Consider the following 24,176-nt stretch of genomic DNA (forward strand, 5'->3'; position numbering starts at 1 on the left):
ATCAGTTGAACTTTTTTTCGAGTCTTGCGATCTGAACCTTTATGATGGTTAGAGCGGTGGTGAGATGGTTAAGGCAAAAAAGAAGATAACTAACTGGAGGGAGTACAATAAGGCTCTGTGCAAACGGGGCTCGGTTAAGTTCTGAATAGATGATTCAGCCGTAGATGCATGGCAATGAAAAATCTATCATGGTAAACGTGGTAGAGGCTTCCAGTACTCTGATACAGCGATTGAAACTGAATTTATGATAAGGGGATATTCTCTCTACCATTGCGGGCTCTTCAAGGTTTTATCGACTCTATCTTTGAGCTATTGGAGGCTCCATTGATGTCCCCTGACTACACGTGTATTAGCAAACGCTCGAAGACAGTTCAGGTCAAATATCGTAATAAATACAGAGGAACTATTCGCTATATCGCTATTAACTCGACTGGTATCAAAGTCTTTGGCGAAGGTGAGTGGAATGTAAAAAGCACGGTGTCGAAAAACGCAAACTTTGCGCAAACTGCACTTAGCTGTTGATGTAGACACTCATAAGGCCATTAGTGCGGAAGTCAGTCTTGTAAGTGTTAGCGATAGTGAAGTACTGCCAACATTACTCAACTCTTTACGTAGAAAGATAGATACCGTTTATGCCGATGGAACGTATGATACAAAAAGTTGCTATTAGCCCCTGAAAAATAAGGGCAGTACTCCGTTGATACCGCCTCGAAGAATGCGGTGCTTTGGGAAGAAGGGCATCCCAGAAATGAAGCAGCAAAGGCTTTGAAAAACGGAAAAATAGCAGAGTGGAAATCTGCGTCGGGTTATCACTATCGCTCAATATCTGAGACCGCAATGTCTCGATATAAAGGACTAACCAGCGGTAAATAGAGATTGAGATGTTATAACGATCAAGTGGGAGGAATCATGACGAATGTCAAAGCTATAAACAAAGTCATAGGACTAGGTATGCCTGTTCGAAACAAACGGCGAGTCACATATGGCGTAGTTGGTATTTAAAACGATTTGATCAAGAACACCATGTTGTGTTGGAGAGAGCATAACTTGATGCCAAGTTTGGATAATTCTCTAGCCCAACAATGTGCAAGGAACAATCTTCCATCGAGATGGTGCACTCATTTTGTTGTGCTATATAGTTTAGAAGCTTACTTCGAGGTAATTTTTTACGGCTAATATTCCTTTCTTTATGATTGATTTCAAGAAGAAAGAAAATACTTTTTGCTAAGTCGATACCGATGATTTTATTCTGAGTTATGGTCTTTACAAGCCAACCTAACAGATAAATTAGACGGATATAAATAAGTCGCCAATTACCTAGAGCCAGAGCGTTTTATGGAAAATAGCAAGCTACTCGAAATAAGTATTAAAACTTTAGAACACCGCATCAATACACCTATAAATGGTATTTCAATAAAATCGTTAACTTCCAAAGTAGTTAAAGGAGACTTCCTAAATGCAGGTTGATATTAATGTTATTTTAGAAGATCTTAAAATGGGAAAAAACAGCCGTACACAAGACTCTTTAAATAAGCTTAGTGTTCACTTATAAGTTAGCTACTTATATGATTTAGTGTGATTACCAAGCGATTTAATCTGTCTGTTAACGTCACTTTTTAGACTTTTATGCGCAAACACCGCCCTGATTGAATATTCTGAAACCAATAACAACGTCAAATTTATACTTATTTTATATATTTTTCCTTATATAAATTAATGCTTTACTGTACAATGGTCTTGAGCTTCGATCACGATATGTCTGTCAATCCCATTTTAAAATGTCCTCTTTATCTCTCAAGTAGAAATGTCCTTTAGAGCGCCTCAAACGCTCTTAAAGAAGATTTTAGAGACTTGTTCATGTGGTATGCTTCCATAACGCCTTGTAAGTTTTTGACGCTTTAAGGGCGGTTTTTAGCTTAAAAGTCATCGAGTTACTTTGAACTAAGAACTGCACTCTGATACCCATTTTTTGTTCTTTGTAAGTTTGGGTTTCAGATTAGATCTATTTAGTCAAAACCTACTCGCATCTGGATGTAAACTTTTTGGCGAAACTCATTTCGGGGCAGAAATAAGTTAGGACGCTAAAAATTAAGCCTAAAAATTAAGCCTGTGAAAAATAAAAAAAGCAGAGCACATAGGCTCTGCTTTTATATTATCTGTCGAATACGCGGTTATTTTACTTTAACTGCCCAGCCACATTGCTGTGGGTAAATACGACGAATAACTGTCTTATTTCGCTTTTTCAATAGGATGTGGCAGGTTTCAATTAATAAACCAAATGCCATCGCAAAATACACATATCCTTTATTCAAATGAATCGCAAAACCTTCAGCCATTAACATACCACCTAACATTACTAAGAATAGTAGTGCTAATGTTTTCAAGCCCGGATAGCGCAATACATAATCGTTGATCTTCTCAGCACACAGTACCATCACAACTGCTGACGCTAAAATCGCAGCAACCATCAGTGGAACTTCACTTGTCATACCAACCGCTGTGATCACAGAGTCCATAGAGAACACCGCATCCACCGCTACGATTTGCAGCAAGACTAAAGCAATACCTGCTCGCACTTTGCTGGCTTCTTGGTGATGAGCACCAGAGAAACACATCCACAATTCTTTTAAGCTTTTCGCTAATAAGAATGCACCACCACCAATCATGATCAAATCACGACCAGAGAACGGAGAGTCAGCAATAGAGAATAATGGCTGAGTTAATGACATTACCCAACTGATTGAGAACACAAGACCAATACGCGCAGCAACAGCTAGTGCAATACCTAGGTTACGGGCTAATTTTCGTTGATGTTCTGGTAATCGCTCACATAGTACTGAAATAAACACAATATTATCGACACCTAATACCACTTCTAAGGCAAATAAGGTCGCAAATATCATCATTGCTTCAGGTTGAAGGAAAAGATCTAGCATTGAATAGACTCCTTAACAAAGGAGTTTAGGAAAAGAGAACAACTCGTGGGGTCGTCCATATGTATTTTATACCTCTTAAAATTAAAGTAGCGCTATTCAACCACAACCGTTGCGAATAACAATTGAGATTTTGTAACAACATGTAAGCGACGCTTACCGTATGACTCATCCATGATTGCTATTAATCGTAGTGGAAAAATACACTGTAAAAATAATATTGAAACCTCCCTCTCAAAATGTAAACTCAACATTTTACTTTTAGTTAACTATAGAAAGATAATGAAACATAAATTCTGTTTATTAATTGCATTTGTAAGCATTTTTTCAACATCTGTTCAGGCCAAAGATCTAGTCGATACGCTAAATTCAGTGGATAATGGCTTACAAAAGCTGCAAAACAGCATTCAACAGTCGAAACGTCAGATCCGAGAAAGAAAAGAGAAACGAGAACGCCTCGAAAATGCATGGAACAACATGAAAGATGATGACTATGTAGAAAATCGTTGGAATAACTATGTCGATCAACAAGCACGTGAACGCAAACAACGTGCAGAACAACGCAAACGTAAATTTGTCGATAATTTAACGTCAGATCTTAATAAAGCTATCCGTGATGCTACCAATACCCATTAATCACGGAAATATGTGGTAAGGATAACCATGAAAAAAGCATTGCTCATTATTACAACCTGTTTACTTGCCGCAGGGTGTTCATCAAACCAAGTTGAATGTCTCTATAACTGCAAGCCCACTTATCCCAACCATAACGGGAATATCAATGGTGGAAATATAAACACAGGTAATGTGAATAATGAGCAAGCCATGCAAGCATTATTGGCTTATCTTGGTGTGCAAGTGAAGAAGCAATGGGGCGATGACGAATTCCTTCAAGCAGGCAAGCACCGTTATGTGAAATACTTTGATGGTTATCGTACGCGCGCGCACATTGATTTTGATAACGGTAAAATTTACGTTTCAACTGTTGCTCAATACGCACCTGAAGCCACATTGAAAAAAGCGATTGAAGAAACCTTGCTAATGCCAGCCGATCCATCTCAAGTGGATTTGTTCAGTGACAAATCGATCCCATTAAACGGTAAGCCTTTCTTACTTGGGCAAGTTAAAGATCAAGATAACCAAGATATTCAATGGCCATGGCGTGCTGGGCGTTATGCAGATTATTTAATTGAAAATAAGCTGAAAATGAAACCATTAAAACGTGGAAATGCTTATTTTGTTGAAATAGATATGGTTAGCGATCACCTTGAACAACGCGAATATCAATATGCTGACATTATAAAACGCGCATCAAAACAATACGGTATTTCAGAAGATCTGATCTACGCGGTGGTAAAAACAGAAAGCAGTTTTAACCCGTTTGCCGTCAGCCACGCTGGGGCTTACGGTTTAATGCAAGTTATTCCGAAAACAGCAGGTGCTGATGTATTTAAGCTGGTGAAGAATAAACCGGGGATACCAACCAAAGACTACCTGTTTGATCCAGCTAACAATATTGATACGGGTACCGCTTATTTGCACATTTTACAAACCCGCTATTTAAGGGATGTGCGAAATCCAACCACTAAACATTACAGTATGATTTCCGCTTATAACAGTGGTACAGGTGGCGTATTATCAACCTTTGATTCAGATAGACAGCGAGCTATGGATAAACTGAATCAATTACAACCAAATCAAGCTTATTGGGCATTAACCAATAAACATCCGAAACTTGAAGCGCGCCGATACTTAGAAAAAGTGCTGAACTTCCAAAAAGAATTTCAGTCACTATGATCTATATATACCCAAGTCACTTGGGTATAAAACAAAGCCCTATCATCGACCATCGAGATAGGGCTTTGTGTTTTGTATCATTAGGCTTGGATCGCTTGACGAGTAAATCCGTTATTTTTCGCTAATAAGTCTGCGGCTGTTTGAGCATCGACACCAGCTAAAATCATCACAATCGCGGTTTTACAATGACCATCACAGGCAGTTAATGCGTGTTCAGCTTCATCACGGCTACATTCAGTTGCTTGCATCACAATGTTTTTCTGGCGTTCAACCAATTTGGCGTTGGTCGCTTCAACATCCACCATCAAATTGCCATACACTTTACCAACGCGGATCATCGCTCCTGTTGTCAGCATATTGAGCACTAACTTTTGCGCTGTCCCTGCTTTCATACGTGATGAACCCGTTACAACTTCTGCCCCAACCACTGGCGTGATAGCTACATCTGCCAGTGCAGCCATAGGGCTTTGTGGATTACAACTAATGGACGCGACCATCGCATTTTGTGATTTAGCATATTCCATCGCACCTATCACATAAGGGGTACGTCCGCTGGCAGCAATGCCAACTAAAACGTCTTTTGAATTAAAGTTAAGATCAATCAGATCTTGTGCGCCCATTTCACGATTGTCTTCTGCGTTTTCTACCGCTTTTAAAATTGCTTGATGACCACCAGCAATTAAGCCGACAACTTGCTCTGGCTTGCTACCATAAGTAGGTGGACACTCACTTGCATCTAAAATACCTAATCGACCAGAGGTGCCTGCGCCAACGTAAATTAAACGTCCACCTTGTTGAAAAGCCGCTGCAATAGCATCAACGACAACCGCAATTTCAGGTAATACTTGTTCAACCGCTAACGCGACTTTTTTATCTTCATTGTTGATCACCTTCAGCATATCAACTGTGGATAACATATCGATGTTTTGGCTTGCCGTATTGCGACTTTCTGTGACAAGTTGGGTCAGATCAATCTTCAAGGTTTTCATCCTAGTTTTATTCATTCTTTTTTAATCATAATCAACAAGCGTATCAGGCTCTAGATTCTTATTCGCGATTAACATAACGCTGTAAATATCACGGTAACTCAGTGTTTTTCAGGCTATTATCAAGACAAATGCTCGAACTGTTATGACTATGACTGCACTTGATAAAATCGCCAACCTACAATCACAATTCTCCCCTAATGGTCAAAAGATTGCGACCTTGGTTTTAGCACAACCTGAATTAGTGGTTTCGCTGTCATCACAAGAACTTGCGAAAGCTGCCAATGTTAGTCAATCGAGTATTGTAAAATTTACTCAGCGTATTGGTTTTAAGGGATTTCCTGCCTTTAAAATGGCGATCAGTGAAGAATTAGCAAGGCACAATACCATCGGTGGTAATGTGCTGAGTCAATTATCAACTCAACCAGAGCCTAATAACACGCTTGCGAGTAGCTTAAGTAAAATGGCGCAACAAAAAGCCAATGCCATTATTGATACAACCAAAGCTATTGATACTCAATTACTGACCGATATTGCAGCACGGTTAAGCCAAGCCCAACGGATTCAACTCGTCGGGCTGGGAGCAAATGCCATTATCACCCGTGATTTTAATGATAAGTTGCTAGCCTTAGGTTTACCTGTGATTCACAGTAAAGATCATGCCCTGCAAAGTACCATCGCCAACACACTAACAGAGCAAGACGTGCTTTTTGTGATCAGCAATAACAGTGAACAACCCATTTTACAGCTTACAGCCCATGCCGCTAAGCTTCGTGGCGCTGGTATTATTGTCATAAGCACACCCGATGATTTACTGCTTAATTCCCTTGCTGATATGAAGCTCGATGTAATTTGTGAACCACCACTGCATAGCATTGCGAATCAGCATTTCAATTTACACCTTGCAGCACAACAAACGCTGACCGACATCATTTGTATTGCCTTACAACAATAACTAAAACTGCTTAATTTACTTTTTGTTACCTTTAAAGACGCAATAAAGGGAACCCTGTTTTTGGTATACTGTCTGACTATATTATTTTGGCAGTATATCTTCGCCAGCAATCTGCAGTACCGATTAAAAATCGCTTTTTCGCACGATGCCAGCATGCTGCACGCCTTCATTAGAGAAAATCTGACCAATTATGACGCAATCACGCATTCCAGCTGAGACAGCTTCATCCTCTGAAAAACAGGATAATCCGATTCAGCCACCGAAAAAAAACAAACTAAAACAAGTGGCGAAGTGGACTTCTATTGCCATATTAACCCCTATCATTGCCGCAACTGGGGTACTCGCTTATGGGGTTAAGATCGATTTAGCTGACCACCGACATGATATCAACCAATGGTTAAGTTCTACTTTAGATCGTGAAACAACCATTGGTGGTGACATGTCACTAACCCTATCATTCAGCCCTGAAATTGAGTTGAGCGATGTCACCGTTGCCAATACTGAAGCAATGAAATGGGAACCGATGCTGAAATCAGGCTATATCGGTGCAAAAATCTCTGTTTTGCCTCTTCTATCTCATACCCTAAAGATTGACTATCTGGATCTAAAAGACATTTCATTACACCTGTCAAAAGATAATCAAGGGAAAGCGAACTGGGTGTTTGCCGAGCAAGCGAGTGAAAAACCGAAAGAGACCACTCAATCAACGCCGTTTAAACTGGCATTGAGCAACAATATTCGAGCGGAAAAAGTATCGGTTGATTATTTAGATCAACATACCGGACAGTATGCCAACGTATATTTAGATCAATTAGCGTTAACCAAACCTGATAAATGGCTATTACAAGCGAAAGGTAATGCCATGGGGAATGAATATGATGTTTCACTGGCGGGTGATTTAGAATCACTCATTAATGAACAGCAAGGCAAATTAGACGCAACAGGCAGCTTTGCTGGGGCGAAACTCAATATTGATGCAGATATTCATCCATTCCACAGTAATACGCCGTCAAAAGCCAACGTAAAACTTGATTGGGTTGATACCGCGCAGCTTGAATCCCTGCTTGATATTGATTTGCGTCATGCCGCACCAATGTCACTAACAACCCAAATTACTGCGTCTAGCAAAGGCATTTCACTGGCTGATATCGCGCTAACGAGCCCTATCACGTCTGCTAAAGGTTTCCTTGATATTTCATTGGCTCAAAACGCCAAAGATCTTAATCATATTAACGGTAAGCTAAATATTCCGTTAATCGATCTGCGCCCATGGTTACAACCCCAGCCTCCGGTCATGCTCGGTGTCGGTTATGCAGCAGCAGCACCTCAACAATCGCCTCTGCAAAAAGCGCTGGATCAATGGCTTGTTAAAACAGAAACCCATCTTGATCTATCCGTCGATGAGATCAAAGGTTTAGGTACACCTGTTAATAATATCTCGCTTAAAGTGGAAGGCGATAAAGGTAAACTTCACGCTCCAATGACTGCCAATATTGCTGATGTGCCATTTCGTGGTACGGCTGATATTGATGCCACCCAATGGACATCAACCGTTGATGTAAAACTAGGTGCTCAAGACTCGCAATTAGGTGAAATGGCAGGTTGGATCTCAGGGATCCCAGATGCAAAAGGTCATCTTGATAAGGCTCAGCTTCAGCTGACGGCCCAAGGTACAAAACTTCAAGAGTGGATTGATAATAGCCAGCTCTCACTCGATATCGATAAAGCACATATTGACTGGGGAGCCAAAGCATCTTTTGCTATTGATAAAGCAGCACTAACCTCTGGTATGGAGCAGCCATTTAGCTCTGACATCCAAGGTCAGATCATGGATATTCCCGTTAAGATCACAGCTAAAGCAGGCACACTATCCGATATTATTAACCACCGTAATTGGATGCCATCACTACACTTTTCCAGCCCTGTTGTTGACATAAAAGCACAAGGTGAATTTGTAAAAACCAATTGGCAAAAAGGCAGTTGGTTAAACCTAACCGTACACAGTAAAGATGCAGGCAAACTAAGTCCATGGTTGGGTACACGTGCGTCTATGCATGGTAAAATCGATTTCAAAGGAAAGCTAACCAATACCGGTGATTGGCTAACATTAAATATCCCCACGATGGCGTTAATGCAAAGCCAAGGTAAGGTCGATTTTAAATGGAAGCAAAATACTAAAACGCCATTTTTAACGCTTAATGCGCAATTTGATACCCTAAATTTCAATCAGCTAGGGCAATTTGTTGATCGCGAAAAAGTGCCAACTGTTGAGCAAACAGTACCAACTCAAGGTGTGAACCTTGATATGCCGTTACTTAGTAATAAAGTCGTGATTGCCGATGCTGATGTAAAACTTGGTGTCAATAAAATGCTTTGGGCAAATCAGCAAATTGATGACACCCAATTTAGTGGCCAATTACGTGACGGTAAATTAAAACCCGCTCCTTTTAGCGCTCGCTATGCGGGAAGTTTGTACCAAGGTGATATTTCACTGGATATCAATAATAACGCTATCCAATCTCAACTACATCTAGGGGTAGATAAGCCGAATATCGGTCAAATTTTAAAACAGTTCAATGTGACCAATGATCTTGGTATGACACTCGATAGCGCTAAATTATCTTTGTCGTTATCAGGTCGTACTGTGCTTGAGTTAATGGAGCAGGCTAAAGTCGAAGCACAACTAAACGGCGGTAAACTGCGTGTTGCAGATACTTACACAGGCAAAGCCTTTGATGTCGTACTTCGTCAAGGTAAGTTTATTACAGGTCCCGATACCGCAACTCACTTGATTATCTCTGGCCAAGCTGCAAATAAGCCCGTTAACATTGAGATTGATTCTGTATCACTGAAACAAGCCAATGATGGGCGTAAATCAGTGCCTGTTACCTTAACGGCTAATGTCGGTGATATTGCACTCAATGCCGAATCTGATGTATCGCTACCCATTAATCCACAAAAGTTGAATTTAACCTTTAAGGCAACAACGCCTAACTTAGATCGCTTTAATGCGTTTACCGGTCTTGAGCTACCACCGTATGGTCCAGTGACGGTTGCTGCATCCCTTTCAACCGATAACGTCGGCTACCATTTACGTAATATGCTGGTTCAAGTAGGGAGCAGTAAATTACAAGGTAACGGTGATTTTTTACCACCGATGAAAGGCCAAGATCGCCCAACCGTATCATTAGATCTTCGCGCGCCGTTCATTCAAATTAACGATTTTAAAGTTAAAAATTGGCAAGCATGGCTACCAAAAGACAGCAAAGAAAAAACAACACCAGCAAAAACAGTCGATAAACCTGTACCTGTTCTTAGCCCTGAAGGTTTAAATAAGCTGAATGCTAATTTCAAACTCAATGTCGGTGAAGTACGCTCAGGTAAAGACTGGTTAGGTGCAGGAAAACTAGACTGGACATTACATAACGGTTTACTGAGTTTAAACCCGCTGCACATTAAATTACCGGGTGGAAATATTGATATTAAAGGCTCGGTTAAAGCACAAAAAGAGCTGTTTGATATCCATCTTAATGGATTAGTGAAGAACTTTGACTACGGTATTATTGCTCGTCGAATCGATCCAAAAACCGATATGAACGGTAAGATCAGCTTTGAATTTAATCTTAATAGTTTGGCAAATACACCAGATAGCCTAATGAATAACGCTAACGGTTTTATCGGTTTTGCCGCTTGGCCTAAAGCTTTCCAAGCAAACTTAATTGACTTATGGGCGGTAAGTTTAGCCGATGCTGTATTACCTAAATTTGTTACTAAAGATCATTCCGTATTAAATTGTGTCGCAGGTGGCTTTAATGTAAAAAATGGCAACATGACGCAACGTGATTTATTGCTTGATACTTCCCGTATTCAAGTACATGGTGCTTTTAATGCAAGTTATAAAAATCGTGACTTTAATCTGTATTTATCACCAAAATCGAAAAAAGCCCAGATTTTCAGCTTACAAACGCCGATTGAAGTTCATGGTACTTTTGATAAATTCAATTTTAATGTACCGCTATCCGCTATTTTAAAAACATCAGTTCGCTTTACTACTAGCCCTGTCGTCGCACCATTGCAGTGGCTATTTGAAAAGCCAATCGCAGCGAATGGCTCGGCTGAATGTGAACGCATTTGGCAACAAAAATAAGTATTCGTTGTTACAACTAAAAAGACCCAGTGAACACTGGGTCTTTTTCTTTACTTACTACAGAACATTGCTATCTATCACTTAAGTACTTGCTTTTATAAGTTGAGGCTTTAGCAAAGATAAAAAGAGGAAACAGAATCAATACCAATCCTAACGAGTATTCAATCTTACTATTTTCGAGTAATTGATAAGTACATAAAATGAAAACAGATAAAACAAATAAGATATTAAACTTATGTATCAATGGATGATTTTTAGATAAGTAAGCATAAGCGCGGATCATGAAAACTCGATAATATTTGTAGTCAGTAAGATAATTTGATTATAAAAAATTGCTTTTTTAAAAATAAGTACTAAATAGATTTTATTCCTACTAACAATCCAAACTATGATTTCCATTCAAAATTAGCGTCACAAATCAATCACTATTAGTGTAACATCGTTATTTTTTTGACGCTTTTATAGTGACGACTTACTAAACAGCCTTTGACACTATAGAAAAACCGATAAAACATTTATATAAAATACATCTTATGTGCTCATTTGTTGTTCTAGATTAAGCCTTAACGATCTCTATTTTGTTGTAATAAAGACAACAGATAATCAAAACGACATATAGATATTCTATTTATGCAATCAAATATCGACGCTGCACTGCTGAATATTGCCCTTAATCTCAGTACTCGACTGGCCAGTGATCATCATTACCAATCTTTAATTGATGGTGTAGAACAAGTCTTTCCTTGTGATGCTTGCGCTCTATTTGTTCTTGATCAACAAGGTTTTCTTACCCCTGTCGCCGTTAAAGGGTTATCGTCTGCCGTATTAGGGCGACGTTTTTTACCAAGCTCTCACCCTCGCTTAGCTAAAATTATGGCAAGTAAAACACCTGTACGCTTTGACGCTGATTCGCCCCTTCCCGATCCGTTTGATGGCTTATTAATTAATGTTGATACAGAAATAAACGTTCACGACTGCTTAGGTTGTAGTTTGTATGTTGATGAACAATTAGTGGGGGTTTTGAGCTTAGATTCTTTAGCAGTGGGTGCGTTTAATGATATCGATAACCTTGCGATAGAAACATTTGCAGCTCTTGCTGCTGCAACGGTCCGTAATATTGCCCAATTCAATGCGCTGAAATTACAGAATAAAAAACAAAAGTCACTCAATGAAACCTTGATCCAACAAGCACGATCTCAACACAATGAGATGATTGGATTTAGTTCCGAGATGGATGCGCTAAAAACCAATATATTAACGGTTGCCCAATCCAATTATGCTGTGTTGATCAGTGGTGAAACAGGCACGGGTAAAGAGCTTGTCGCACACGCTATTCATGCTCAGTCCCATCGTGCAGATAAAGCTATGATCTATGTAAATTGTGCCGCACTTCCAGAAAACCTCGCAGAAAGTGAATTATTTGGACATGTCAAAGGCGCATTTACAGGCGCGAATAGCCATCGAGCTGGAAAATTTGAACTTGCTGATGGTGGTACACTTTTTTTAGATGAAATAGGTGAATTACCACTTTCGCTACAAGCAAAATTACTTCGTGTATTACAGCAAGGTGACGTACAACGTGTCGGGAGTGATCGTCATCATTATGTTGATGTTCGTATCATTGCCGCAACTAATCGTCATTTAGAGCAAGAAATAGAAAACGGTAATTTTAGAGCTGATTTGTACCATCGTCTTAATGTATTCCCAATATTTGTCCCACCACTGCGCCAGCGACTGAGCGATATTCCTGTGCTTGCAGGCTATTTATTAGAAAAAGTACGCCAACAATTTAATGTACCCAATCTCCATATCCACCCTAAAACACTTGCTCTACTTGAGAAGCAATTATGGCCGGGTAATATTCGAGAATTAGAACACAGCTTAACGCGTGCGGCATTACGAGCAATTCAACATGGTGAGCAAACAATCACAGAGCACTATTTTGATAACACCGCCACAATCGATGATGTAAAAAACACATCATCACTTTTCCCACAACAATCGCAACCGATGCGTGAATTAGTTGAAGATTATCAAAAGTATCTGATCAGCCATAGTTATGACAAAATGGATAAAAACTGGTCAAAAACCGCACAATTCTTGCAGATGGATCGTGGCAATCTTTACCGGATGGGTAAAAAATTTAATATCCATTAATCAGACCTAATGTTTTCTGATGTAATAATAACAACAGTGATCGATGTTTTTATTACATCAACATCGCAACAACACTTGATTTATCATTAAAATTCAGTAGCTTAAATATGGCACAGTTAGTGCTATCAGTATTAGTAATACGACAACCTTGTCATTTATAACTATATAAACTAATGCTGGAGACTTTCCATGTTCTGTATTCAATGTGAACAAACAATTCAAACCCCACAGGTAAAAGGCTGTGCATTTGCCGCTGGTATGTGTGGTAAAACAGCAGAAGTTTCAGATCTACAAGATGTACTTGTTTATACCCTACAGGGGGTATCTTATTGGGCAGAGTTGGCTAAACGTTTTGACATTATTAATGATGAAATTAATCAATGGGCACCACGTGCATTTTTCGCCACACTAACGAATGTTAACTTTGATCCTGCCCGTGTCATTGAACTTGCAGAGCAAGCGCAAAGTTATAAGGCTCAATTAAAAGATCTTGTTATCACAGCTTCAACATTACAAGCAGAAGCTTTACCTGTATTACCCGCTGTTGCTCAATTTGAATTACCACTATCAGAGGCTGAAATTCTGGCTATTGCTCCGCAAGTTGCCGTTAACCGTGGTCACGATACCCTACATGAAGATGTGATTGGCCTACGTTTATTGTGCTTGTATGGCTTAAAAGGTGCTGCGGCATATTTAGAGCATGCACGTGTTTTAGGGCAAACCAATGATGATGTTTACGCAGAATACCATCAAATCATGGCGTGGTTAGGTACAGATCCTACCGATCTTAATCAATTATTAGATTGTTCAATGCGTATTGGCTTGATGAATTACAACATCATGGAAATGCTCGATACAGGCGAGACAACAACTTTTGGTCATCCAGAGCCAACACAAGTAAACGTAAAACCTGTACAAGGTAAATGTATTTTAGTTTCTGGTCATGATTTACATGATTTAGAAAAAATCCTTCAGCAAACAGAAGGTAAAGGTATTAACGTTTATACAAACGGTGAAATGCTACCAGCTCATAGTTACCCAGAACTAAAAAAATATCCGCATTTAGTCGGTAACTTCGGTAGTGCTTGGCAAAATCAGCAAAAAGAGTTTGCGAACTTCCCTGGTGCTATTGTGATGACGTCAAACTGCTTACTTAACCCTAATGTCGGTCAATATGCTGATCGTTTATTTACCCGTAGTATTGTTGGCTGGCCTGGCGTTGAGCATATTGACGGTGATGATTTTAGCCAAGTGATTGATTGTGCACTCGCATTAGAAGGTTTCAAACATAATGAAATCGAACATATGATCACGATTGGTTTTGGCCGCAATGCGCTTATGAGTGCAGCGCCTGCTGTGATTGATGAAGTAAAAAAAGGTAATGTTAGTCACTTTTTCCTTGTTGGTGGTTGTGACGGCGATAAGTCGGAACGCAGTTACTACACCGATTTTACTGCTCAAGCACCTGAAGACTCGGTAATTCTAACGCTTGCATGTGGCAAATACCGCTTCAATAAAAACCAATTTGGTGACATTAATGGTATTCCTCGCCTGCTTGATGTTGGCCAGTGCAATGATGCGTATTCTGCTATTCAACTTGCTTTGGCATTGGCTAAAGAGTTTGACTGTGGCATAAATGAGCTACCACTCACTCTGGTATTGTCTTGGTTTGAACAAAAAGCCATTGTGATCTTACTAACGCTATTTGCGCTAGGTGTTAAAGGAATTTATACCGGCCCAACCGCCCCTGCCTTTTTGACCGATAACCTACTTGCAATTATCCAAGATAAATTTGATATGCGCCCAATCACAACCGTTGAAAACGATCTAAAAACAATCCTTAACGCGTAACATTTTTATCTCCCTCTCATTGATACATATCTAAATGAGAGGGAGTTTTTTATCTTATAAGAGCTTATATATGTTAGCTAACTGGACAAACACCCATCCTATATCATTAATTTGTATTGATAAATGGCAGGAAACAGACGATACCGTCAGCATAAAATTAGCCACTAAAAATACGACAATAACCTTTGATTTTAAACCTGGGCAATTTGTTAATCTTGGTGTAATGATAAATGGTAAAAAAGAATTTAGAGCCTATTCTATCAGCTCCATACCTCATGTTTCCTACCTACAACTAACGATTAAGCGTGTTGATGGTGGTGCTGTATCGAACTTTATTATTGATCACCTTGGCATTGGTGATGCGCTTGATATTTTAACGCCTACGGGTGATTTTAACTGTGTTGACCATCCACCCAAAAATAAAAAAGCTGTATTGATCAGTGCTGGATGCGGTATCACGCCTGTCTACTCAATGGCTAAAACATGGTTAACTCACGATAGTAAGTTTGACGTTACTTTTATCCATGCGGCTAAATCACCACAACAAACTATCTTTTTTAATCAACTTGAGCAGCTTGCCGATAAGTATCCGCTTTTTTCATTACAGTTATTATTAAAAGACAAACAAGAAACCAACTACGCGCAAGGTCGACTAAACAAAGAATGGCTATTAAATCTTGCTCCTGATTTATTAGAACGTAGTGTGTATTTATGTGGTCCTAATCAATTTATGGAAGATGTAAAAAGCTATTTAATTGAACTTGGTTTTGACATGACCCAATTTAATTCTGAAAGCTTTACGCCAAATAACAATAATGAAACAGCAACAACGCAAGATAACGATATTCAGCAAGACGTAACACTCAGTGTACCGAGTTTTAACAAAGCTATCGTCGTGCCAAAAGGGAGTAATGTTGCTGCAACGTTAGAAGCACAAGGGTTACCTTTGATTGTGGCTTGTCGAAGTGGGATTTGTGGTTCTTGTAAATGTAAAGCAACGCCAAATAGTACTACATCAACAAGTACTGAGACACTAACGAAAGAAGAAATCGAACAAGGCTATATTCTTGCTTGTTCTTCTACAATTATTGCAAATGCAGAAGTTAGCTTTACATAAGAAAATGTCTGTGGAAATAAACCACAGGCATATCTTTAAATTAGCTGAATAAATTCAATATATATTAAAATAATCGTTTGTTATTTGATGGCCAAATAATGCCACCAATAAACTCGACTTTATTCGTTTATTTATAATCAACTCAACAGCTAAAAATTTTTTTAATTACTATACGTTAATTGCAACTATTACCTACTCACCTTAAATCTATACAAATTTATATAAAATCTTTCACAATATCGCTCATTTTGTGACCAAAACACTGTTATTTATTTGTTTAACGGATTTTTTACCCGTATTTTATTTTCCAGAGCAATCTTCAAGTTTTATTTAGAATGAAGCACTTTATTACAGTGCCTATACGGGTTAGTCAGATTCAAAACTATGAAATAATTAATTCTGAGCTATCTAAATAAAACAAAAAATGAATGTACTTGTACTCCTAACACCCAAACCAATTAATTGGCTGGCTTTACAGGTAAAGCAATATAGGATATTCAATGTTTACTTATTATGTCGTTCTCGCGATCTATTTTTGCATTATTTTTGCTATAGGTATTTTCGCAGCAAGAAAGACGGGAGGTAATTCAGATTATGTTCTTGGTGGTCGTAGTTTAAGCCCTGGTGTGACTGCACTCGGTGCTGGTGCATCAGATATGAGTGGTTGGTTATTACTCGGCCTTCCCGGTGCAGTTTTTGTTTCAGGTTTAGATCAAATTTGGTTACCTATTGGTTTAATCATTGGCGCATGGTTAAACTGGCGCTTTGTCGCGCGAAAGTTACGTATTTATACCGAAAACGTCGGCGATGCGATAACTATTCCCTCTTATTTCGATACGCGATTTGGTAGTGGTAACCGCACCCTTCGCTTTATGACTGCTGTCGTTATACTCACATTCTTTACTCTTTATGCTGCTGCGGGTTTTGTTAGTGGCGCTTTCTTAATTCAAACCCTATTTGATATTCCTTACACTACCGCAGTTTGGGCTGGAGCCATATTCTTAATGGCTTATACCGCGATAGGTGGATTCTTAGCCGTTAACTGGGTTGATTTTTTCCAAGGTTCATTGATGTTCTTTGCACTCATCATTACGCCAATAGTAACTTGGTATAACCTAGATCCAGCCATTGCATCTGATGTATTACCGACCCATTATTTTTCAGTTATTAGTGAAAATACGAGCGCGATTGGCGTGTTCTCATTACTAGCATGGGGATTAGGTTACTTTGGTCAGCCGCACATTCTCGTTCGCTTTATGGCGATTGGGGATGTCAAAGGTATGAGCATTGCTCGTAAAATTTGTATGGGATGGATGATCGTCTCTTTAGTTGGCGCATTTGCGGTAGGAATTACTGGCGCAATGTACTACTCAGGAGCCGCTCATCACTTTGATAATGAAATGGTATTCTTAGAGCTTGCTAAAGGCTTATTCCCAACATGGATCGCTGCAATCCTTATTGCCGCTGTATTGTCTGCCGTAATGAGTTCTGTTGCGGCTCAGTTATTAGCCTCATCAAGTGCGATAACCGAAGATATCACTCACTTTTTCAACATCAAATTGAGCGAGAAATCACAAGTTGTCCTTGGACGTTTATCTGTTGTTGCCGTTTCGTTAGTGGCTATGATTTTTGCTAGTAACCCACAAAGCACGATTTTATCTATTGTTGGACACGCTTGGGCAGGCATGGGTGCTGCGTTTGGACCTGTTGTATTATTCTCGCTATTTTGGCGTCGTTGTAGCGCCCACGGTGCTATCGCATGTATGGTTGTTGGTGCAGGAGTCGTTATTGCTTGGATAGCTGCACATGCTGCTTGGCCGAACTCAACCTTATTTAGCGTATATGAAATCATACCAGCCTTTATTTTGTCATCAGCTGCACTGGTTATTGTCAGCCTTAAAGGTGAACAACCGAGTGAAAAGACACTTCGTCATTTCGATGAAGTGAATGAACATTGTGAAAAACTCAAATTGGAACCGCTGAAATAATCTAAAGTGATTTTTCGCTATAAAAAAGCCGCATATATTCAACTCAACAGAGTCAACATATGCGGCTTTTTATTTAACATTTATAAGCGGCAACAAGAGATAAAGTAATTATCGCCTTAATGCATTTAGCTTAGTTTGCGCAATACCAAAGACAGTATCATTTGGATATATGCCTTGCTCTGCATCAGTCCCCGTTTGTTTACCCGTGAAGATCTCAATGGCTTGAGAAACATGGTCAATCGCCCAAATATGGAACTCACCTTTTTCTACTGCTTCTACAATATCTTTGCGTAGCATTAAATTATGTACGTTAGATTGTGGAATGATCACCCCTTGATTAGCCGTTCTTCCTTTGATCGCACACACATCAAAGAAACCTTCAATCTTCTCATTCACCCCGCCAATCGGCTGCGCTTCACCAAATTGGTTCATCGAACCTGTGATGGCGATATCCTGACGTAGCGGTAAACCAGAGAAAGCAGAAACAATCGCACATACTTCGGCCATTGATGCACTATCCCCATCTACACCACCGTAAGATTGCTCAAATGTAAGATGTGTTGTTAATGGGATCTTCGCTGTTTTACCAAATACTGATGCTAGATATGCCGAGAGAATCATCACACCTTTCGAGTGAATACTTCCGCCCAGTTCAGCACTACGTTCAATATCAAATACTTCACCACTACCGTACGCTATAGTTGCAGTTATTCGGCTTGGTGCCCCAAATCGATAATCAGACGTTGCTATCACAGATAATGCATTAACCTGTCCGATGGCTTGATGATCAACATCGATGAGAGTCGTCCCTGTAACAAAGCTTTGCATCACATGATCTTTTAAGCGACTCACACGCTGTTCTTGATTTTGTAATGCTTGCTCAACATGACTACTGCGGATCATGGTCGCGTTAGATGATTTCGCAACGTAATTAGTCTCACGCAGTAAGTTCGCAATATCAGCAGAATGTAATGACAACTTATGCTGATCATCTGCTTGGCGAGAGCTGTATTCAATGATCCTTGCTATCGCTTTTCGATCACAATGGAGCATATCGCCATCGTGAACGATACTGGCAATAAAGCGAGCATATTGCTCTTCAGAGGTATCTGTTCGCGGCATATCATCTTCAAAATCTGCCGTGACACGAAATAGCTCTTTAAACTCTGGATCGTAATGTTGTAGTAACTGATAGGTTTGATAATCACCAAACAAAATCAATTTTACATTCAATGGGATCGGCTCTGGCTCTAATGAAATGGTGCCAGACAATGTCACTTCACGCTCAAGTGAACTTAAATTCAACTTTTGCGCACGCAGTGCACGTTTTAAACCATCCCAAACATAAGGGCGCTCTAAAACTTTTACCGCATCCATCATTAACACGCCACCATTAGCGCGGTGTAAACTACCTGCACGGATCAAAGAGAAATCAGTAAAGACGGTTCCTTTGAAGGTCGCATTTTCAACATAACCAAAAATAGAGTGGTAGTTTGGACTCTCTTCAACCTCGATAGGAAACTTACGATCAACATCTTGATGAACAAGTACATTGATTTGGTAACGTCGCGGCATTTTCTTGTCTAACGATGCATAAGCTAATGCGACTTGCTCTTCACTTTCTTCTAAGAAAATATCAATATTTTCTAGAATATCGTTATACATTGCTGATAAGTAAGCTTTAATCTCAGGCAGCTTACTGTATTTCGCTTTCAGATCTTTAATGCAATGCGCAGTCACATCTTTGGCAATATCCTCATCAAGCTTTTGCTGCTTATCCGAGTACTTTTCTTCCCATTCCGTTAACTGACGAACAATACCACGCAGCTCAACTTCAAGATCATTGATCGTCTCTTCAAACGTTTGTTGTTCTTTATCACTTAATTCGGCAAATGAATCTTCGGTATGCGGCTCTTCACCATTCATCGCCACCAGCTGATAATCACCTTGGGTAGTAATAGTTAAGCCAACACCTCGCTCTTCTGCGCCTTTTTTCATTGTCATTAACGCATTTTCTTGTTTCTGCGCTAATTGTGTTTTTAACTTTTCTGCTCGGCTAATATAAAGCTCATTATCAAATGCCATTGGAAATGCTTTCACTAAGCGCTTCATGAGCTGTTCAATATCTTTTTTAAATGCACTACCTTGACCTGCAGGTAGCTTAAGCACCTTAGGGCAACGGGTATCATCAAAATTCGAGACATAACACCAGTCATACAAAGTATTGGCGTTACCATTAGGATCGTGACGATTTAAGTAACGCATCACCATGGTACGTTTACCTAATCCATTACGACCTATCGCATAGATATTGTAGCCTTTTTCCTTAATCGACATCGCAAACTCAACCGCCTGTTGTGCTCGCTCTTGTCCTACTATTTCATCTAATGGTGTAAGGTGTTTAGTTGACTTACACTCATCACTCAATTCGTTTAGCGCTGATACGCGATACAGCTTGTCACTGGTTAGAGGTTTAACTGACATAATCGATCCCTCTCGTTACGACGTCTACCTTCAGTCTACTAATAAAATATTGATTTTTTAGAGACTTAAGCTACAAAAAGTGGCGTTAGTCTCATTTTTTATTGTTTAGCGCTGAAAATTTAGGCACAAAAAAGCCTAACATTACTAGTATCACTTTTAATATAGTAATACTCAGCAAGTTAGGCTTTTATATTGCGTAATGTAACGCGATTACAAGGTTGCCATTGCTCCTTTACCTACCCCTTCGTAGGCAACAACATCAAGGCTATCATCAGCAGGTAAACTTGGTTTTACCTTTTCAGCAATATAGCTGGCAAGTAATTCAACAGTGGTATCAGTAGCTAACATTTCTGTTTCTGAACGAGCAATCGCCAGTTCAAACTCACCTTGTGGTGCGGTGTAGCGGAAACCATAGTGGGTTTCGTCCGATACCGATTTAGCACACTCACTTAAATTCAGTTCAGCGACACTGCATACATCTTCTTCTGAACCTAAGTAAATATCTTGCCAACGTTTCGCCCATTGTTTCTCTAGTTCAGCATTGCGCTCGCCATTAACAATAAGCTCAATCGGAGAACGATGACCGTGTGCAATGCGTTGACAGTTACCATCATGTTTTTTCAAACCGTGACTGTAATGATAAAAAGCCCCTTGAATGGCTTCGTGACGAAGTGTTACTTCAAGACCTTGCACATTCTCAGGTAGATTGTCTTTTAGCACGTGATAAACATGCTCAGTCACACTTTCAATGGTCACTGTCTCAGCATCAATAAAACAGAATGCTTGCTCTGGACAATGTAAGTGAATATTTTTATCTTCTCGCAGAAGATCGACTGTCGCATAGCCCGTTTTCGTCGCGGCAGTGTGAATTGCTGGAGATTGAGCAGGCACAATTAAACGGTGATCGACATATTGATCAACTAATTGTTTGATCTGTTTCTTAACACGACTGAAATCAAGCACCATGCTCATTTCATTTAACTCGCCCGACATCACCACATCAAGAATCCAACTTTCGCCAACCATACCGCGCTCGGTACATAGGTATGACGCATCAATTACAGTGAGATCTCTGACAAATAGCTTCAAAGTGAAGTCCTTATTGATAATGGTTGTCGTTTCTAGGGGAATGCATTATACGCTGCTGACACAATGAGTAAACAAGCAAAATCAGTAAACACTAGATATAAAAAAACAGCGATGATTATCATCGCTGCTCTCATTAATACTAATTATTCAAAAGATCTAGAAACGGTAGTTCGCCGACATGTAGAACGTCGTAATACTCTTTAGATCAGACTGAGTATTTGGATATACGATCTCCTCACCTTTTGAGCCAGCCCAATCAGTTTGCTCTTTACGTTGGCTCGCGGTATGACGGGCACCAATTTCTGTCGTGAAATGGTCGGAAATTCGCCAAGCAACACCAGCTTGAATACCAAGCACAGGGTTCGATTGTTTATAAGAACCATATTGTTCGCTGGTTGTTTCAGCAATCATGTAACCAACATGCGCACCCACAAATGGGTTAATAGATTTATCTGCTAAGAAGATATAATCAGCACTTAATAAATGAAGAGTGACGTCAGTATCGGCGATCTTTTTATTCTCAAACTCAGATTCACCACTCATTTTCTGGTAACTATAGTAAATTCGTCCATTACCACCAGCAGTATAAAAACCGATATCAGCGCCAGCAAAACCGCTTGCGTCAGGTGAAGAAGGTGACACCTTATCTGAAGAAGACGTTGCATGAACAAGAGAAAAGCTCATATCAGCCATTCCACCTGTTAACCCTACGAAATAGTGCATTGTGTCATCAAATTTTGGCACTTCATCTTCAATTGGTGATAGGCCATTTTCAGGTGTGGCAACCACAGGCTCTAAAACTAGCGGCTCACTCGGAGTATAAGCTGAATTTTCTGTTGATAATTCTTCTGCGGCAAAAGTTGTTGAAGAAAAAAGAGCACTAAGTAATACGCTCGCAAGCAATGTCTTATTCATAAACCGATCTGTTTCATCCTGTTTCATTGTATTTAAGCGTTAAGCCTACGAAAGGCTAAAACTTATAATCATTCCAATAGTGGTGTGATTATATACTGAAACGAAAACAAAACTCGATCTTGTTATGAAATTAACACAGTAATAAGTGGTGGCAATATTCTACGCACCACTTACAATATTTTGCTGCAATTATTCTTCTTTTAACCAATTTAATGCATCGATTGAGTTATCAAAATAACGCACTTCACCGGATAAAAACCAATTCCCTACTTTTGCGCCAACTTCTTGCCAATGTTTATTGCCATATAACGCTACTTTACGAAATTGCTTACCATGCTTTAAGCCTAGCTTTAGATCATCCCAAGCTGCATGTATATCCCAACCATCGCACTCAGTACCGTCAAAATACACATCAACAATAGGTTTATCGACATCGGCTAATGCTTCATCAATTTCAGGCGTAATTAGCTGGTAATCTTGATGGGTCAATTTACCTGTTGCTTTTAGTTCAACAAAAAACTCATCACCGTTGTTATCAATTTCGATTTTAATGCCATGAGACTTTGTCATTTCATTATCTCCTCGATCAGTATTTAACATTATTGGTATGTTGATAAGACTTTATAACAGAACCAATTTTACGATAGTGGCAATGGTGCAAGATTACTCTGCATGCTTACAGGTTGACATAATTTGAGAGGTTTTCATCCCAATACGGCGTTTCACCAATATATTGCTTAAAAAAACTAATTGCAGCGACGATCTTTTTAGGCAAATGTTTACGGCTTGGGTACACCGCATAAAAATGCATACCCTGATTGGCTTCCCAATCATTAAGTAATTGAATCAACTTTCCGGTTTTGAACTCATCCGTTAAAAGATACGTTGCAAGATATGCAATACCCCAACCAGACACACATGCATCACGAACAGCTTCCGCTAAATCAACCCGATAGTTTCCTGATACTGTGACACATAAACCTTCTTGATCGCGTAAAAATGACCAGGTGCCATGATTTACCTGTCTATTTTGATAAACCAGACAGTTGTGATCCTGTAAATCACTGGGGTGAGTAGGTGCAGAATGATGAATAAGATATTCAGGAGATGCCGCAACAATAAAACGGGTATCCGCTAATCGTTGCGCTACATAACCTTCAGGAATATTTTCGATATTAGTGATCCATAAATCCAGCCCTTCATCGACCATATTTGCACGATGATCAAATAAGCTGACTTCAACATGAAGATCAGGAAATTGTCGGCGAAGATGCTCTATTGCTGGGATAATATGCATTGTGCCAAAAGATTGAGATAAGCCTAAGCGTAAAGTACCTGATACCTCATCACGGATATTTGCCATCATCGCATCAGCATCTAACACCGCTGAGACTAACTGCTCACAATATTTCGCATATTCAATACCTTCATCAGTCAAAGTAAAGCTGCGTGTCGTTCGCTGCACTAACTTCACCTGCAACTCTGCTTCTAATAAACCCAGCTGTTTACTCACATGCGATGTTGATACCCCGAGTTTATGCGCAGCAATAGTGAAATTGCCACTTTTTACAAGAGTGTGAAATATTGTCATTCGTCCGGCGCGATCTTGAAGCACTACAATTACCTATCTATTTTTAAGTCCTTAATAGTTTACTGCAGAACCTACCCACACCGTCATAATTCCTGCTCAGAACAATAATTATTACCTAGTGGTAAAAGTAATTTCCATTAAGGTATGATTATCATTGCGTTTGAAA

At 39.6% G+C, this 24,176-nt stretch carries 15 protein-coding genes and 1 pseudogene; 9 read left to right on the plus strand and 7 right to left on the minus strand.

Annotation, left to right across the window (positions count from 1 at the left end; all coding sequences use genetic code 11):
* Nucleotides 1–64: 64 nt before the first annotated feature.
* Nucleotides 65–1,002: pseudogene (locus BTO08_RS14945) on the plus strand (IS5 family transposase).
* A gap of 1,169 nt (nt 1,003–2,171) precedes the next feature.
* Here the strand turns inward: BTO08_RS14945 and BTO08_RS14960 are convergent.
* Nucleotides 2,172–2,936: a TerC family protein gene (locus tag BTO08_RS14960; RefSeq protein WP_105061512.1), complete on the minus strand. Its 765-nt coding sequence runs from the start codon at nt 2,934–2,936 to the stop codon at nt 2,172–2,174.
* A 279-nt stretch (nt 2,937–3,215) separates the two neighbouring features.
* On the opposite strand from BTO08_RS14960, the gene BTO08_RS14965 reads away from it, so the two are divergent.
* Both BTO08_RS14965 and mltC read left to right on the plus strand, forming a co-directional pair.
* A complete protein-coding gene (locus tag BTO08_RS14965; RefSeq protein ID WP_105061513.1) occupies nt 3,216–3,569 on the plus strand; it encodes a hypothetical protein in 354 nt (117 codons plus the stop codon).
* Between the two features lie 27 nt (nt 3,570–3,596).
* On the plus strand, nt 3,597–4,730 hold the full coding sequence (mltC, locus tag BTO08_RS14970) for a membrane-bound lytic murein transglycosylase MltC (RefSeq protein WP_005366318.1): 1,134 nt from the start codon (nt 3,597–3,599) through the stop codon (nt 4,728–4,730).
* A gap of 80 nt (nt 4,731–4,810) precedes the next feature.
* Here mltC and murQ read toward each other — a convergent pair whose 3' ends face one another.
* Nucleotides 4,811–5,710 (minus strand): N-acetylmuramic acid 6-phosphate etherase, encoded by a 900-nt coding sequence (gene murQ / locus BTO08_RS14975; protein WP_105062665.1) that lies wholly within the window; start codon nt 5,708–5,710, stop codon nt 4,811–4,813.
* A 151-nt stretch (nt 5,711–5,861) separates the two neighbouring features.
* Between murQ and BTO08_RS14980 the strand changes: the two genes are divergently transcribed.
* From BTO08_RS14980 to putP, 6 genes are all read left to right on the plus strand, one after another.
* Complete coding sequence (locus BTO08_RS14980) at nt 5,862–6,671, plus strand: MurR/RpiR family transcriptional regulator (RefSeq protein ID WP_242446274.1); 810 nt, start codon at nt 5,862–5,864, stop codon at nt 6,669–6,671.
* Nucleotides 6,672–6,861: 190 nt separating this feature from the next.
* Nucleotides 6,862–10,818, plus strand: coding sequence for an AsmA family protein (locus tag BTO08_RS14985; protein WP_105061515.1), 3,957 nt, complete (start codon nt 6,862–6,864; stop codon nt 10,816–10,818).
* A 630-nt stretch (nt 10,819–11,448) separates the two neighbouring features.
* Nucleotides 11,449–12,975 carry a nitric oxide reductase transcriptional regulator NorR gene (gene norR / locus BTO08_RS14995; protein ID WP_105061517.1) on the plus strand — a complete coding sequence of 509 codons (1,527 nt, stop codon included), beginning with the start codon at nt 11,449–11,451 and terminating at the stop codon, nt 12,973–12,975.
* Nucleotides 12,976–13,164: 189 nt separating this feature from the next.
* Complete coding sequence (gene hcp, locus BTO08_RS15000) at nt 13,165–14,826, plus strand: hydroxylamine reductase (RefSeq protein ID WP_105061518.1); 1,662 nt, start codon at nt 13,165–13,167, stop codon at nt 14,824–14,826.
* 70 nt (nt 14,827–14,896) lie between these two features.
* Complete coding sequence (locus BTO08_RS15005; protein ID WP_105061519.1) at nt 14,897–15,943, plus strand: hybrid-cluster NAD(P)-dependent oxidoreductase; 1,047 nt, start codon at nt 14,897–14,899, stop codon at nt 15,941–15,943.
* Nucleotides 15,944–16,443: 500 nt separating this feature from the next.
* The gene (gene putP, locus BTO08_RS15010) at nt 16,444–17,931 is read left to right on the plus strand and encodes a sodium/proline symporter PutP (protein WP_045130921.1); all 1,488 of its coding nucleotides are present in this window, start codon (nt 16,444–16,446) and stop codon (nt 17,929–17,931) included.
* A 108-nt stretch (nt 17,932–18,039) separates the two neighbouring features.
* Here putP and BTO08_RS15015 read toward each other — a convergent pair whose 3' ends face one another.
* From BTO08_RS15015 to BTO08_RS15035, 5 genes are all read right to left on the minus strand, one after another.
* Nucleotides 18,040–20,415, minus strand: coding sequence for a Lon protease family protein (locus BTO08_RS15015; protein ID WP_105061520.1), 2,376 nt, complete (start codon nt 20,413–20,415; stop codon nt 18,040–18,042).
* A 210-nt stretch (nt 20,416–20,625) separates the two neighbouring features.
* On the minus strand, nt 20,626–21,504 hold the full coding sequence (locus BTO08_RS15020) for a 6-pyruvoyl trahydropterin synthase family protein (protein WP_105061521.1): 879 nt from the start codon (nt 21,502–21,504) through the stop codon (nt 20,626–20,628).
* Nucleotides 21,505–21,660: 156 nt separating this feature from the next.
* The gene (locus BTO08_RS15025; RefSeq protein WP_242446275.1) at nt 21,661–22,419 is read right to left on the minus strand and encodes an outer membrane beta-barrel protein; all 759 of its coding nucleotides are present in this window, start codon (nt 22,417–22,419) and stop codon (nt 21,661–21,663) included.
* A 189-nt stretch (nt 22,420–22,608) separates the two neighbouring features.
* Nucleotides 22,609–22,989 (minus strand): STAS/SEC14 domain-containing protein, encoded by a 381-nt coding sequence (locus BTO08_RS15030; protein ID WP_105061523.1) that lies wholly within the window; start codon nt 22,987–22,989, stop codon nt 22,609–22,611.
* A 106-nt stretch (nt 22,990–23,095) separates the two neighbouring features.
* A complete protein-coding gene (locus BTO08_RS15035) occupies nt 23,096–24,034 on the minus strand; it encodes a LysR family transcriptional regulator (protein ID WP_105061524.1) in 939 nt (312 codons plus the stop codon).
* Between the last annotated feature and the right edge of the window lie 142 nt (nt 24,035–24,176).

It is taken from the genome of Photobacterium angustum (assembly GCF_002954615.1).
Lineage (GTDB): Bacteria > Pseudomonadota > Gammaproteobacteria > Enterobacterales > Vibrionaceae > Photobacterium > Photobacterium angustum_A.